We start from the raw sequence: 14842 nt of genomic DNA, 5'->3' as shown, positions 1-14842 counted from the left end.
TTCCAGTCGGTTGTGCAATTCGTGTTTTTTGGCTTTAATGGAGAAAACAGCCTTTTTGGATAAGGAGAGACCTCGCGATGAAAACGCCGCTTCACGACATTTTTGAGGAGCACCGCATTGGACTCCCCGCTGAGATTGGCCTGAACACCTTGTTGGACAAAGCCTCTTTGGAGGAGCTCTCCCCCGCTTCGAACGATTCAGAGAAAATTCTCTTTCTGGCCATTGATATGCAAAATGACTTTATGGAAAAGGGTCAACTGGCGGTACCTGGCTCACACCAAGACATACAAAATGCGGTACGCTTTCTGTACACACATCTGGAGAAAATCACGCGAATTGCCGTTTCCCTCGATACCCATCAGCCCGATCAAATCTTTCACCCCATCTGGTGGGTGGACGCAGAGGGGAATCATCCTGCGCCCTTTACGATCATTACACCAGAAGACGTACAGAGCGGAAGGTGGCTGCCTGTCCATGACGCCGAGGAGAGTCTTGCTTACGTCCAAAAGCTCGCGGAGCAAAGCAAAAAAGAGCTCTGCATCTGGCCGTACCATTGCCTCGAAGGTTCCTATGGCGCAGCCTTGGAGAGTCAGTTTGCCAATATGGTCTTCTTCCATTCCGCAGCTCGTCGCTCGACGCCCTTGCGAATTGTCAAAGGCCTGGAACCCTTGAGTGAAATGTACGGCATCATCAAACCGGAAGTGGCTCCCGCCGACGAACCAGGCAACGTGGAGCTTTTGCGCGAGCTGAAAAACTACGATCGGATCATCGTGGTCGGAGAAGCGAAATCTCACTGTGTACTGGAGTCCCTGCGACAGATTCTGGAGCACTACCAGGCGGAGCCGGACGTGACTTCTCGCATCGTCGTTCTTTCCGATTGCATGAGCCCCATTCCTGGCTTCGAGGCGAGCACCGAAGTGACGCTTGCCCACTTTCAGGAGACGTATGGAATCACGGTCACGACCTCTACCGCTTGCACGCTGTAATAGCAGATGACGATGAAAAGGAGCGATCTGGATGAGAATCGGTATATACGGCAGCAGCTTCGATCCCATTACCTACAGCCATCTCTTCACGGCAGCTACAGTCGCGCGCCGCAGACGCCTGGACAAGGTGATTTTTGTGCCCTGCTCTTCCCTGCGGCACGACAAAAAGCTGCAGACCGATGATGAGCACCGCCTGAACATGCTGAAGATGGCCCTTGAGACCAGCGCGCATAAAAAGAACAGCTTGGGAGAGCCGCTCTTTGAAATATCGACGGTGGAAATGGACGCCTTGCCGGGAGAGACCTATACGTATGACACCATGATTCATTTACGAAAAAAATACCCGAACGACGAGCTGTACTTTATCATGGGCTCTGATCTGCTCGCTGGCCTGTCCAGCTGGGGCAATGCCGAGAAGCTCGTATCCCAATTTCAGTTCATCGTCATGTCTCGTGAAGGCTATCCATCCGCCGATCTGATCGCAGAGGACCCGCTGCTGCGCAATCATGACGAGCATTTTTTAATCATGAGCAAAGGAATCAACATGGGCATCAGCTCGACCTACATACGCGACGAAATTCGCAAAGGCGGCGACCCCAGCTTTCTTTTGCCCGATGTCTGCCTGCAATATATTTATGAAAAAGGCATTTACCGCGAGATTCGCGAGTGAGTCATACCTGCTCCCTGCTCGTAAAAAAACACAGCCGGCAAATAGGCGCGACTGTGTTTTTTTATTTTTCGATTTGAAAGACAAAGCGCCACTTTGCGGTGTTGCCCGAATATCTTCCCCGATTTTCCGTTACGATCACATCCAGTTGGGCAGTCGTATGCTGCTCGGTCAAAGAGCTCACTGCTATTTCGCTGGTGGCATTTCCGTTGTCGGGATATTTGTCGGCCTCCGTTGCGCTCGCTTCCAAAACGAGCCGATCAGCAGGATTCAGCTTCGCGTTCATGGTCTCGCCAATCTGTATCGGCTGGGCATTTACAGCAGCAGCATATCCCCATTCGTTGCCGACATGATTGTTTTGGACCAGGGCAGCGCTAATCAATGTGATCTTTACATCCACGGCAGCTGGTGCTGGAATCGGGGCTTTTGCAGCTTTGGCGGCAGCAGCCTGTGGAACAGCCGGAGACACGGGAGCCTGTGTGGAAGCTTGCGCAGCCGCTTTTTCCGGTATCACAGGGGCTTCTGCGGAAGCTTGAGCAGCCGCTTTCGCCGGTATCACAGGGGCTTCTGGGGAAGCATTCGCTTGCGTGACTTTTGATGCTGTTTGCGGCATGGCCGTTTGCGTAGAACAGCTTGCGAGAAGAACGCAAATCATCGTGAGTAGCACAACTGGACGCCTCAATCCAATCACCTCGTCATTATGTATTCCTTTTTACGTGGATTATGCCTTCGTCCGCTCCCCATCTCCCTTTCCCATTTCCAGAAGTTTCTAAGGATATTTTACCAGCCTATTTCCACACAAAAAAGGCAGTCAGGACTGCTTTTCCTAACTGCCACTTGCATCGTTCGCTTATTCGCTACTTCGCTTCTTCCAGTCTTTTTTGCCCGAAAGGCAGCAGCTTTTCCACCGCCAAGAGAGGACTGCCTGCGAGCACCAGGTAAAGGGACATGGTAAGCAAGGCAATGTGCAGCTCGTTGCCCGTGAAAAATCCTCTTTCACTTGGCATGATAACCATGACGACGATCATGATCCAGGCAAACAAAAGGGGGACGATTCGTGTTCCCAGCCCGATCAGGACAAGGATTCCCCCAAACAGCTCAATCGTTGCCACGACATTCGCCATCCATCCTGGAATGCCCAGCGAAGAGAAAAATCCTGCTGTCCCCTCCAACGCCTGAAACTTGTCCAGTCCGTGATTGATGAAGACGAGCCCCAGTATGACACGTACCAGCAATGCTCCTACTTCCTGCATCGTTTTCTTACTCATTTCGATTCCTCCTTCGAGATATTGGATTAGTCGATTTAAACTACACGCTGTAGTGTAATCGTGTAAAAAAATCAGGCCATAGAGACCCAGAAAAGCTGACTTAACAAGAAGATGACACCAAGGGAAATACATACGGATACTGTCGGCACTTGAAAAGGTGCCTCTTTTTTCGGATCCAGCAGCCGTTGAATACGATAGTTGATCGCCGTATCAGCAAAGGACACATGAGCAGCCTGTGTGACCGAAGCGGTTTGCCTTTGTTTCAGCAGCTTCAGGAGTGCTCTGCCCAAATCGGCCATTCCCCCTGTCTGTTCCATCGCGTGACGGTCAGCCAGCACTTCACGCACCACTTTGTAATGCGAATGAATATGCTTCAAGACGGGCAAGTACCAGAAAACGTTGGCAAGCAGGGAAAGGAAAAATACCTTCAACGGATCAGCGTGTTCCTCGTGGTACGCTTCATGATGAATCACGGCCGCCAGCTCTCTTTCGTCCAGCAAATCCAGCAAGCCTGTCGAAAGCACAATCCGGCGTCGGCGCAGTCCCACCGTAAATGCCAAAGGCTCGCGACTGTTGACCACGTAAACATCGTCTTTGCCAAAGCGATAGGCGCCTCTCAGCTGATTGGTCTTTTCCACATGCAGATTCCGCAGCAGAGTCGCATCAAACCGGCGGCACAGCCGAATTTGCCTGACTGTCATCCAGATCGCCCATACAAACGTATACAGTACCAGAACGTCGAGCAGACAGCCCGCCGAGGAAAAGCCAAGGGAATGAATCGTCGTTTTGCACAGCTGCAGAAAGTTGAAATGCAGATCCCAACCCATCATGGTGTAAAACAAGTACATACCCATTTGAATAGAAACGAGTGCGGCTATCGTAAGCCCCGACAAAAAGAGCATTCGCGATCGATTTTCCCACATGGCTTATTTTCCCTTTTTCAAAGAATTGATTTTTTCTTCCAGCAGCTCCAACAGCTCTGGATCCGCATCCTCCAGCTCATCGAGCATATGCGTGATCGCGAGCGGTCCGAATTCCTCCATCAGCTCATGCGTCAGTTCCTTGGATTGATTATTGATAAAATCCTCCTTGGACTGTACGGGCTGAAACAAGGAGGAGCGCCCAGCCGCTCTTTTTTCTAGAAAGCCTTTTTCCACCAGCCGATTCATGACGGTCATGACCGTGTTGAAATTGACTTGCTTGTCCGATTCGAGCTTTTGCTGTACGTCTTTAATACTCAGCTCATGCGCGAGCTCGCGGCTGTCCCACAGAATTTCCATGATCTTTGCCTCAAGCGGGCCAAAAAAACGATTCAAGCCGCTCTCTTTCATCTTAAAGTGCTGCAGTTTCATTGCATTCACCTCACACTACCAATTGTAGTGTTGGAATCTATGGAAGTCAACAGGCCCGGGACTATTTTCCAGCCCGAGCCTGTTGACTTTCTTCCCTTCTTCAAGCTTCAGATGCGATCCGAACCTTTTGTTTCTTGCTTCGATAGTTTACCAAGCAAATACTCAGGACAATCAGTACCAACCCGGCAACCAGCGAATACGTAAACGGCTCGTGCAAAAACAGCGTACCCGTCGCTACCGCAATCAAAGGAACCAGGAACGTGAAGGACGCAATCTTGCTCGCATCGCCGCTATTCATCAGATGGAAGTAGATGACAAACGCAACGGGTATGCCGAGTGTCGCACCGAACCCTAATCCAAACACGTAGCCGCCGCTCCAGACGATATCTGACCAGCTCTCGAAAATAGTCCCTGCTCCTGTCAGCAGTGCGCCGCCAATCACAAATTGCAGGGCAACCATCCACAGGGAATCTACCTTGCTGCTCTCTCTTTTCACGTAAATGACGCCGAGTGCCCAGCTGATCGCAGTCAAGATCGCAAGCACAACACCGACGATCGATATTTGTCCATGCAGGCCATCTGCACTGACCGCCAGAATCCCGCAAAACCCAATCAGCAAGCCCACGATCTTTAGTAGAGACATCTTCTCGCCTAACCAAAGCCAAGCGAACAAGCCGATCAGCACTGGCTGAAAATACACGAGTACCGAGAACAGCCCACCTGGCAAGTACACCAGACCTGCTGTTTGCATGCCATAAAAAAGAGCCGCATTGAGCAAAGCGGACACACAGTAACGGGACCAGTTCTGTCGCCATTTCATTTTTTTCCAGGTAGGAATTAAAAATACAGCCAGCAGCAAGCCTCCTAAGAACGCCCGCATTCCTGCGAATAGAAGAGGTGGAGTATAAGGCAGCGCCACTTTGTAGATGGACCAGGAGATGCCCCAGATCAGGACCAGGCAAGCGATGGCGAGTGTGGTTTTCCTCGTCGAATTTCCCATGAGGGACCTCCCTTTTCTTACTTTTTGGCAGTCACTCTCTAAACGAAAGGAAAGCCTGAGCATCGTCTAGTCTATACCCATTTGCCTGCTCATTACAAGACCCTATATCCGTCATCGGTGTGCGAATGGTTCCCTGGCATATTGCATGGACCGTAAAGCAAAAAAGGACGGGGACCAAATCGACACATCGATCTTGGCCCCAGTCCCTGGCGTTATGCCGTTTTAAGATTTCACTTGGACATTTGATTACGAATCGTGTTTACAATTTTATCTTTTTGAAAAGGCTTCACAATAAAATCCACCGCTCCAAATTGCAGCGCCTCAATGACCATTGCCTTCTGCCCCATTGCCGAGCACATCATCACCTTGGCTTGCGGGTCAAAATTTTTGATCAGTTTCAGCGCGGCGATCCCATCCACCTCTGGCATGGTGATATCCATCGTGATAAGGTCCGGTCTTTCCAATTTGTATTTTTCAAATGCCTCTTGTCCGGTTGAAGCCTCTATCACCGTATAGGCAAATTCTTCGACGATCATATTTTTCAATACGCTTCTCATAAATGCCGTATCATCCACAACCATTATTTTTTTCGTCATAGGGGTGCCCCTTTTCCATTATGTGAAGTAGAAGCCGTGAGACAAGGAGCATTACATCCCTACACGGCTGCGGTAGGAAATGGAACGCTTCTGTATCTCATGAAAGTGCAGAGGTAACTGCTCGGGTAAAATAGGGGGACTGAAAAGGTATCCCTGAACCTGCCGACATTGTTGCTCCCATAAGAAATCCAATTGGTCTACGTGCTCCACACCCTCAGCAATCACCTCCATTTCAAGGTGATTGGCGATAGAGACAATCATGGAAATGATCGCTGCATCATGCTTGTTCGTAGTGACATCGCGAATAAACGATCGATCTATTTTTAAGCGATCGATGGGAAACTCCTTTAGATAGAGAAGAGAGGAGTACCCTGTCCCAAAATCATCTACGGCGATTTTCACACCTAGTTTTTTTAGTTTATGCAGCATGTCAATGGTGTGGTTGACGTTCATCGTCATACTTTCCGTGATCTCCAATTCAAGATACGGGGACGAAAGCTTGCTCTCTTTTAGAATACGGTCAATCATATCCACTAAATCTTGCTGAAAAAATTGCCGCATGGACAAATTGACGGATACGCCCAGAGAGGTAAAGCCTTGGTTATGCCACTCTTTTAATTGCCTGCAAGCGGTCCTGAGCATCCACTCCCCGATCGGAACAATTAACCCGTTCTCTTCGGCAAGCGGTATGAAATGAAGCGGAGATATCCAGCCACGAACAGGATGGTTCCAGCGAATCAACGCCTCTACTGAAATGATTTGCCCGGTGTGCACATCAATCTGCGGCTGGTAAACGACGAGAAACTCGTCCCGGGAAAGAGCTTTGTGCAGATCATGCTCCAAAACCAGTCGCTCGAGGAGCTGCTTGTCCATCGTGGGATGGAAGCGTTTAAAGCGCTGCCCCTCTCTTTTTGCTTCATTTTTGGCTATTTGAGCGTACTTAACCAGGTCGCTTCGACTATGCCCATCGTCTGGACATACGGCTATACCGATGCTCACCGTGATATTTAAAAGGAGATGCTGCAGCGCAAATGGCTCCCTCATGATTTCTTGAATGCGTTGGCTAATCGAAATGGTTTCTTCGTCTGCCTGTGAGGAAGCTACGAAGAGGGCGAATTCATCTCCCCTCAACCGACTAAAGAACACCTCTGAAGGAAGAGCCCCGTGAATACGGCTTGCCACGGTCTTGAGAACCAAATCCCCAAAAGAAATACCCAGTGATTCATTAATCGATTTAAATCGATCGATATCCAGCAAGAGAATGGCTACTTTACTCCCGTTATTTTGCTCGAGGACATCCGATAGCCTCTCTAAAAAGAATCTCGCATTGGGAAGCTGCGTGAGTTCATCGTGGTTAGCCATGTACGTAATGTACTCCTGATCCCTCTTCTGTTGACTCATATCGCGGAATACCATGATGAAGCCCTTATTGTTACCGTTTTCAATGAAAGGAGTGGTGATATAGGACCCGGGAAAGGTTGTTTTGTCTTTGCGAATATAGAAGCTTTCATGCATTTGATTTAACTGGATGTCAGTGGTTCTCATGGAGGCTGTATGTTCGACATGTTGATGGGAAGGAAGCGTGGCATCCGCCTCTTGGATGAGATGGGAATAATGCATCCCGACGAGCTCATCTTTTTGCCATAGCAGCAATTGCTCTGCCTTTGGATTGACAAACGTCACGTTCCCATCCATGTCCATGACGATGATCCCTTCTCCCATACTAGACGTGATCGTATGCAGGAACCGTTCTTTTTCCTGCAGCTGTTCCTTTGCTTCCTTTAGCTTTTGATAGGGTTCTTTTACGGAAACATAATACAGCGCAGTAAATACAAAGTAATAAGCAGCTAGCTGAAAAAAATGACCGGTTAAGTTCGCCATATCATACACACTCATATACGTTGTGAATAGGAAATCACTGATGATCAAATACACGGAGCCAACCAGCAGCATGAGATGCAGAGTAGATGATGAACGAAGTGTCTTCAAACAAAAAAATATACATAACGACTGAATCAAAATGGCCAAATACTGCAGCGTATTTTTAACAGCAGTAGTGCCTGCACCTTCTACGACCACCTCAGGCAAAAGCTGATTGGGATCAAAAATTATGAATATCCAGATCAGAGAATAGGCAAGAGAAACGCAGTAGGCCATCCATCTATGAAAAGGCAGTGCCTGCTTTTCTTTTGCAAACACGAAAAGCAGCAGCCCGATCGCAAGGGTCAGACGGGAGAGCAAATAAAACCAAGTCGCCTTATAGGCAGAGCTTTCCGATAGAAAGTATGGCATTCCTTTATAGGAAAGGGCATGGAATATCTCTAGCACCCCAACTGACAGGAAAATAGCGCCCATCCAAAGTCGTTTTTGAGAAAAGACATGGGGAAAAAACATCCATGCCTGAATCGCGATTGCAATCGATGAAACAATTAAAAGAATTTCGATCATTAGGTGAATCATCACATAATTATCTTTTCCAAAATAGCCGTACCACTCTTGCTGAAAGAATAAGACAGCACCGAGAAAGAACAAGGAAAATATGCTAATCCAACGGTTCTTTATCACAAGCTCAACTGATCCTCGCATCCTAGGAAAGCCTCCTCCCTTACCGTTTCCATTCCAATCATCCTGGGGTAATCCTTATATGTCCCTCGCATAGTTTGTTTGGTTCCGCCCATTTTTTTTGGAATCGTAAAGGGACTTATCGGCTTGTTCAACCGCTTTTTGAAACATCTTACAGTCCGTCATTTGCGAGACACCGATGGAAACCGTCACTTTCAGCAAATGCGTTCCCTTTTCTGTATAAAACGAGCTTGTTTCTACCCTTTCCCGAACAGCTTCCACCAGGGAGACCATCGTTTCCTTTTGATCAACAGCCAAGAATAGAATAAACTCTTCACCGCCGTACCTTCCCACGACTACATTATTGGCATCATACGCATATGCAACCTCTGCTATCACATTGGAAACCCCTTTTAAGACCAAGTCACCCGTTACATGACCATATGTATCATTAATCGTTTTAAAACGATCAACATCAATCATGACAATAAACATTTGCTTCGTAGATTTGGTGAACGCTTTTACTGCCTTTTGAAAGTACCGAATATTATATAGCCCTGTTAAAGGGTCATGATCTGCATCATATTGCAGTTTTTTCTTTACCCTTCGATCTCTTTCGGCATTGACAATAAATAGGCAAAGAAGCAAGGCTGTCAGCACATAAGAAGCATAACGGACAAGAAAGATCTCCTTGAAAACACTCCAGCCATCGGGCACGAAAATAATGATGGGGATATCAGAAATGAACCAGCCTATGGTAAATAAAAAGACTATCGAGACCGGATGAAGGCCAGCGCCTTGGATGGATCGATACACAAGAGCGACGAAAACAGGAAGAATCATGCCAAAAACAACACCGGGAACGGAACCCTCTCCCCCCAAAACCAGCCTCCAAAGAGCTGTTATGAGTAAAGTCGGAATCGCTAGTTCCCACCCCCACCTGACAGAAAAAAATACTAATGGAATGAGGCGGAGATCAAATCGATATTCCCCATATTGAATAGGAAGATAAAACATACCGATGACCGAGGAGGATATGACGATTATCCTGCCGATTTGAGCGAAGGAAGGAGTGAGTCTATTCTCATTGTTGAGTATTTCCACCATGCATAAATGCATGAAAAAAATGATCGCGATATTTGAAAGAGTGGACTGAATCACTGCATTCATCATCCCTCCTCCTCCTGATTTGAATTTCGATTTGAAGATCCCCCTTGCGCAGGGCAAGGGGACAGGTAGGGTGACACGTGCATGATTGCGCTATAACCCAAAAGTTATAGTTCGGATTCTAGTTGTGAAAGCAGCGTAATGACATGGTGAGAAGCTTCTTGAAGCTGTTCAAACGCTTGCTGCGCACCTAGCAGATTGCCTTTTTCATAGGATTCTACTGCTTGCATGGCAAACTGATGGACAGCCTTATGCGGTTCTTCAAGTTGTCTAAAGGAAGGCTGGTCTTTGACTCGTTGCGGCAACTGGCCATAATACCAGGCCCCAAGTCTACAGTTTTTGTGAGAGGCTGCTTGCTTGGCATCGATATTTTCCATACCTAATAGCATGTTATAGATCTTCCATTTCCAGAGAAGATGGTCCGTTTTCGCGACTCGGATAATGTCTTTATAATTCAGCCTCACATTGATGCTAAAGAAGGTATTTCGGTATTCATCCATTTTCTTGCTGAGTTCAAAGATGATTTCTGCCGTTTGCTTGGCAACTTCTTGTGAGTGCGCGCTCAGATCAAAAATAATGGAATTTCGATAGGCGATATCCATCACAGAAGACGTTTGTTCTTCGGTCATCGCGGCAATTTGGGAAGTGGATTGATTGATTTCCTGCATCGTGGAAACGATGGTTTGCAGCTCTGAGTCGGCAAATTGTGCTTCCTTCACGCTTTGCTCTACCAGTTTTCCGGTTTCACCGATTTGCTGGGTCACATGCTCGGAAACTCTTTGCAAAGAGTCCATATTGGCTGTAATCAGAGCGATCTGCTCCTTCGTATGTTCAGCCAGCTTTCGTACCTCTGAAGCTACAACGGAAAAGCCTCTGCCGTGTTCCCCTGCTCTCGCTGCTTCAATACTCGCATTTAAAGCGAGTAAATTGGTCTGATCCGCTATTTCGCGAATGATTTTCACAACGCCTTGCGTTTGCTTGATTTCGTAATTCAGCTGGGTCACGCGTTCTAAAACTTTATCGTACACACCGCCCACCTGTTGAATGTCAAAGAGAGCGCTATTGATGACTTGCTTACTTTGCTCTGCCGATTGAACAGCTTCATCCGTCCTTTCGGCTACTCTGCCTGCATGCTCCGCTACCTCTTGAATAGAGGCACTCATTTCTTCCGTTGCCGCCGTTACACTATGGCTTTCCTCGATCTGCTTATCCATTCCGGTAATCAGCTGCTTCGTCGTATCCAGCTCGGTCAATTGATTCAGCATGTCGGATATTCCGATTAAGAAGGACTTAAACGTCTCCTCCATGTACACTTCCACGATTAATTGCTGATCAAAAGCCGCCAATTTTTGTACCGATAGTACACTCTGAAGCATCCGATCCGGTTTCGTGTGCAGTTTTTCCATCAGGATGGTTGTCATAATCTGAATTAATAAGTGATGGGCAGAGATAAAATGCTCGGCGGTCAGATGAATGCGGCTGTGAACTTGACCAATAATGATTCTGGTCGCTACGTATTCTTGGTCCACTTCTGCAAGAAGGAACTGATCCAGGTATTTCTCCATCGTTTTACGCAGTCGATCCACACTCGAATTGTGCACAATGATCTGATGAAGATGATCCATCGAAGTAATCGCCCCGTAAAACTGACCAACAATCTCAGCCTTGTACGGAGTTAGAATGTGAGCAGCTTCTTTTATATGTAAGAGCGTATCTTGATTGATCCCCATAAACGCCAATCGATCTTTCACCCGCTCACCAACGTCGGAAATGTTCGTAGAACGAGAATTCTCCAAATACGCTTGCCACGATTTTGATTTTTTATGAAAAAAGGACATAAGCTACCTCCGATAATTTCAAATGATGGATCCTAGACAGAGAAATTTTCACACAAAAAAACCGACCTTATTTTTGCGAACAAATAGGGTCGGTTGCACTACTCGCTCCCTGCCATTCAAGTGCCCACATACGAATGACAGATCATCGCTTCCACGGTCATTTAGTTAAGTTGAGGTCATAATTTTTGAATACTGCAGCGCTTTAACCAATCAAAGTTATTATAGTCGTATTTGCCTATATAGTCTGTGAACACATAGTGAAAAGGAGCGAAAAAAATCAATCCTTTCGTTTTTGATTCTTTTTACCTATTACTTAATACCCTGTTTCCAATAAACGAAACATCCCAAGCAACATTTTTTTGAGCCAAGGCTGCAGGCTATCCTGTATCAATTGGCTTTCTTTTTCTTCTTGCGATACATCCGGGTATCCGCAGAAAAGATCAAGTCACCTACGTTCCATGCATCGTCAGGGTAGATGGAATACCCAATTGAAATGGATACGGGGATTCGAAGACGTTTTGAAAGCTCCGCACATTTGTTGTGGAAAAACTCGATTCGATTTTCTGCCTCGTGCCTATCGATCCGTGGAGATAACAGGAGAAATTCGTCCCCTCCTGAACGCGCTAAAATATCCCGTTTTCCTGTGTGTAAAGCCAACACGCGGGAAATGAGCTGTAGGACCTCGTCCCCTTTGGCATGTCCATATTGATCGTTGATTTGCTTGAAATCGTTTACATCAATGACAAAAATACAAAGCTTCGCTCCTTTTTTCCGACTGAAACGGAGCTGTTTATCTGCCTGTCGATCAAAATAGCGTCGATTAAAGACGTTCGTTAAAGCATCCCGATGAGCGAAATAAACGGACTTGTCATATTTGCTCCCAAGAAACCACGCAAATGCAAGGGCAACGAAGGCTGGAATGGGAATGAAGTGAGGAGGCTGTCCTAGATAATACTGAACCATCATGCGTATAAACAAAATCACAATCAATACGAATAACGTAACGGTTATTCTCCCGGTATATTTCATATATGCTGCCTCACTCGCTCAGTCTTCGATTTGGAAAAAAATTCATACGCCCACCAATAAAAGATTATATTATGACTAAAATAAAAGGAAAAGCAGGGAATTTGGCACGCGAAACAAAAAGCCCGTATATGCGCGATATACGGGGCTTGTTTTCCAATCGTCTTCAATTTCGTTCCGCTAAAAACTGCTCAAAATCATCCGTCGCCAGCGGTCTGCTGAACAGGTAGCCTTGCCCGTGAGCACAGCCGTTTTGCTGCAACGCTTCTGCTTGGTCATCCAGCTCGATGCCTTCCGCGATGACGTTCATCTGCAAACTGTCCGCAATCGTCACAATCGCCTTCACGATCGCCTGACTCTCCTGATTATGGTGAATATCCCGAATAAACGATGCGTCTATTTTGATTGTATCCACTGGCAAGCTCTTGATGTAGCTAAAGGAGCTGTAGCCAGTCCCGAAATCATCGATCGAGATGTGAATGCCCGCTTCACGCAGCTGCTTGAGAACTGCCGTCGCTTCTTCCATTTTGACAAAAATGCTCTCGGTAATTTCCAGCTCCAGCCACTGTGCCGACAGCCCAACCTCTTCCAATACCCCTATAATTCTCTCTACCAGATCCTTCTGGAAAATTTGCCGCGCGGATAGGTTTACGGACACCTTTAGCATATGCCCTTGATCATGCCACTTCTTGTTTTGCTTACAAGCTTCTCTCAGAATCCACTCGCCCAGCTCGAGGATCATCCCGCTCTCTTCTGCAATCGGAATGAATTTGCCTGGAGAGATGACTCCCAGCTCCGGATGCACCCAGCGTACGAGTGCTTCCATTCCCGTCAGCTTCTGGGAGCTGATATCCATTTTTGGCTGGTAATAGACGTGGAATTGCTGCTGGTCAATCGCTTTGCGCATCTCGTTTTCCATCAGGATGCGCTCCAGAGATTTTGCCTCCATCGTTGGATCGAAAAACGAATATCCGTTGCGTCCTTGCGATTTCACGGAATACAAGGCGGTGTCGGCTCGTTTCAGCAGGTCCTCCGCTGTATCGCCATCCTGCGGAAACAGCGCAATCCCGATGCTGCACGAGATATTCACCAGATGTCCACTGAGCTCGAACGGCTTCTGCAGCTGTCCCATGATCAAGTCCGCGACTTCCTCCGCTCGCTTGGAGTCGCCCTGCTGGCCTAGCAGGATCGTGAATTCATCCCCGCCCAAACGTGCCACCATGTCTGACGGCTGTATGCAGGACTTTAGACGCTTCGCCATTTCGACCAGCAGCAGATCTCCGATATCGTGCCCGAAGGAGTCATTGATGTCTTTGAAACGGTCCATATCGAGAAACAAGACGGCCAGGTTGGACTGGAAACGCTTGCCCTGCATGATTTCCTTTGTCAGATGCTGGACGTACATCCGGCGATTCGGCAGGTCCGTCAGAGAGTCATGATAGGCCAAATGATGAATCATTTCCTCCGTCAGCTTGCGTTCCGTAATATCGCGCGTAACGAGAATCAGCTTGGTCACGTTGCCCTGTTCGTCGAAAACCGGACTGGTCTTCGTCTCCGTCCAGACCGCAACCGCACGCTCGGATTTGATGCGGCATTCCGCCATGTAGCCTTTTCCCGTGGAATACGTATAGCGGATCGCATAGCTCATGATGTCCCGATCCTCTTCCACGATCCATTCGAGCAGATTTTGAAACTTTTCAGCTGGCACATCGTGTTCCCACAGCGTTTGATGCGAAGGCGACAAATACAGAAAATCCCCATCCGAATTGATCACGGAGATGATGTCGGACGTATTTTCGGCGATGATCCGATACCTGGCTTCGCTCGCCAGCATTTCTGCCTCCATTGCCTTACGGTCGGTGATGTCGTTGCGAATAGAGACGTACTGATAGATTTTCCCCGCCTGATTCATAAAGGGAACAATCGTCGTGTCAACCCAGTACAAGGAGCCATCCTTCGCTTTATTCTTAATTTCCCCGCGCCATATTTGACCCGATCCGATGGTGGCCCACATGCTTTTGAAAAATTCTTTGGAATGATGACCGGAATTCAACAGGCGGTGATCCTGCCCGATCAGCTCATCTCGACTGTATTTGGATATGCGGCAAAATTGGTCATTGGCGCTCTGGATAATGCCCCGATGATCCGTGATCGCCACAATGGTGGACTTGTCCAGCGCTCTGCGTACATCAGCGAGATCCCGCAGGGCACGCTTTAGTTTTTCGTCTTTTTCTTGCAGCAGGTCTTCCCATTCCTGCGGCGAGAGGTCTACTACCGCTTCGGTTCTCATCTATCTATCACCAGTTCCCCTCGTCTATGTACAAAAAGGACCCTATCCCAAACGGATTGGATCATGGCTTCATTGTACCATGAACTTCCA

Annotated in this window: 13 protein-coding genes and 1 riboswitch; of the genes, 2 read left to right on the top strand and 11 right to left on the bottom strand. The window is 47.6% G+C overall.

The genetic code is table 11. From position 1 onward, the window contains the following. Window positions 1–77: 77 nt before the first annotated feature. Window positions 78–986, top strand: coding sequence for a cysteine hydrolase family protein (locus EDM59_RS13515; RefSeq protein WP_122924086.1), 909 nt, complete (start codon window positions 78–80; stop codon window positions 984–986). Between the two features lie 31 nt (window positions 987–1017). Further along, window positions 1018–1656, top strand: coding sequence for a nicotinate-nucleotide adenylyltransferase (gene nadD, locus EDM59_RS13510; RefSeq protein WP_122924085.1), 639 nt, complete (start codon window positions 1018–1020; stop codon window positions 1654–1656). Between the two features lie 61 nt (window positions 1657–1717). On the opposite strand, the gene EDM59_RS13505 is transcribed toward nadD, so the two are convergent. The 11 genes from EDM59_RS13505 to EDM59_RS13455 form a co-directional block, all read right to left on the bottom strand. Further along, window positions 1718–2335, bottom strand: coding sequence for a hypothetical protein (locus tag EDM59_RS13505; RefSeq protein WP_148040837.1), 618 nt, complete (start codon window positions 2333–2335; stop codon window positions 1718–1720). 175 nt (window positions 2336–2510) lie between these two features. Then, on the bottom strand, window positions 2511–2921 hold the full coding sequence (locus EDM59_RS13500) for a DoxX family protein (RefSeq protein WP_122924083.1): 411 nt from the start codon (window positions 2919–2921) through the stop codon (window positions 2511–2513). 71 nt (window positions 2922–2992) lie between these two features. Further along, complete coding sequence (locus EDM59_RS13495) at window positions 2993–3844, bottom strand: M56 family metallopeptidase (RefSeq protein WP_122924082.1); 852 nt, start codon at window positions 3842–3844, stop codon at window positions 2993–2995. A gap of 3 nt (window positions 3845–3847) precedes the next feature. Then, on the bottom strand, window positions 3848–4273 hold the full coding sequence (locus EDM59_RS13490; protein WP_092266444.1) for a BlaI/MecI/CopY family transcriptional regulator: 426 nt from the start codon (window positions 4271–4273) through the stop codon (window positions 3848–3850). A gap of 100 nt (window positions 4274–4373) precedes the next feature. Further along, the gene (locus tag EDM59_RS13485; RefSeq protein ID WP_122924081.1) at window positions 4374–5273 is read right to left on the bottom strand and encodes a DMT family transporter; all 900 of its coding nucleotides are present in this window, start codon (window positions 5271–5273) and stop codon (window positions 4374–4376) included. 230 nt (window positions 5274–5503) lie between these two features. Further along, window positions 5504–5869 carry a response regulator gene (locus EDM59_RS13480; RefSeq protein ID WP_122924080.1) on the bottom strand — a complete coding sequence of 122 codons (366 nt, stop codon included), beginning with the start codon at window positions 5867–5869 and terminating at the stop codon, window positions 5504–5506. 51 nt (window positions 5870–5920) lie between these two features. Then, the gene (locus EDM59_RS13475) at window positions 5921–8455 is read right to left on the bottom strand and encodes a bifunctional diguanylate cyclase/phosphodiesterase (protein ID WP_122924079.1); all 2535 of its coding nucleotides are present in this window, start codon (window positions 8453–8455) and stop codon (window positions 5921–5923) included. Between the two features lie 54 nt (window positions 8456–8509). Next, window positions 8510–9604, bottom strand: a complete 1095-nt coding sequence (locus EDM59_RS13470) for a GGDEF domain-containing protein (protein WP_122924078.1) — start codon at window positions 9602–9604, stop codon at window positions 8510–8512. Window positions 9605–9705: 101 nt separating this feature from the next. Continuing rightward, window positions 9706–11436: a methyl-accepting chemotaxis protein gene (locus tag EDM59_RS13465; protein WP_122924077.1), complete on the bottom strand. Its 1731-nt coding sequence runs from the start codon at window positions 11434–11436 to the stop codon at window positions 9706–9708. A 78-nt stretch (window positions 11437–11514) separates the two neighbouring features. Further along, window positions 11515–11598: riboswitch (cyclic di-GMP riboswitch) on the bottom strand. A gap of 225 nt (window positions 11599–11823) precedes the next feature. Beyond that, window positions 11824–12465 (bottom strand): GGDEF domain-containing protein, encoded by a 642-nt coding sequence (locus tag EDM59_RS13460; RefSeq protein WP_122924076.1) that lies wholly within the window; start codon window positions 12463–12465, stop codon window positions 11824–11826. 163 nt (window positions 12466–12628) lie between these two features. Then, a complete protein-coding gene (locus EDM59_RS13455) occupies window positions 12629–14752 on the bottom strand; it encodes a sensor domain-containing protein (protein ID WP_122924075.1) in 2124 nt (707 codons plus the stop codon). Window positions 14753–14842: the final 90 nt, after the last annotated feature.

Origin of the sequence: Brevibacillus nitrificans, from assembly GCF_003710965.1 — a bacterium.
Taxonomy (GTDB): Bacteria; Bacillota; Bacilli; order Brevibacillales; family Brevibacillaceae; genus Brevibacillus; species Brevibacillus centrosporus.
Note: the sequence above shows the minus strand (reverse complement) of the source record. Positions and strands in the feature narration are given on the sequence as shown.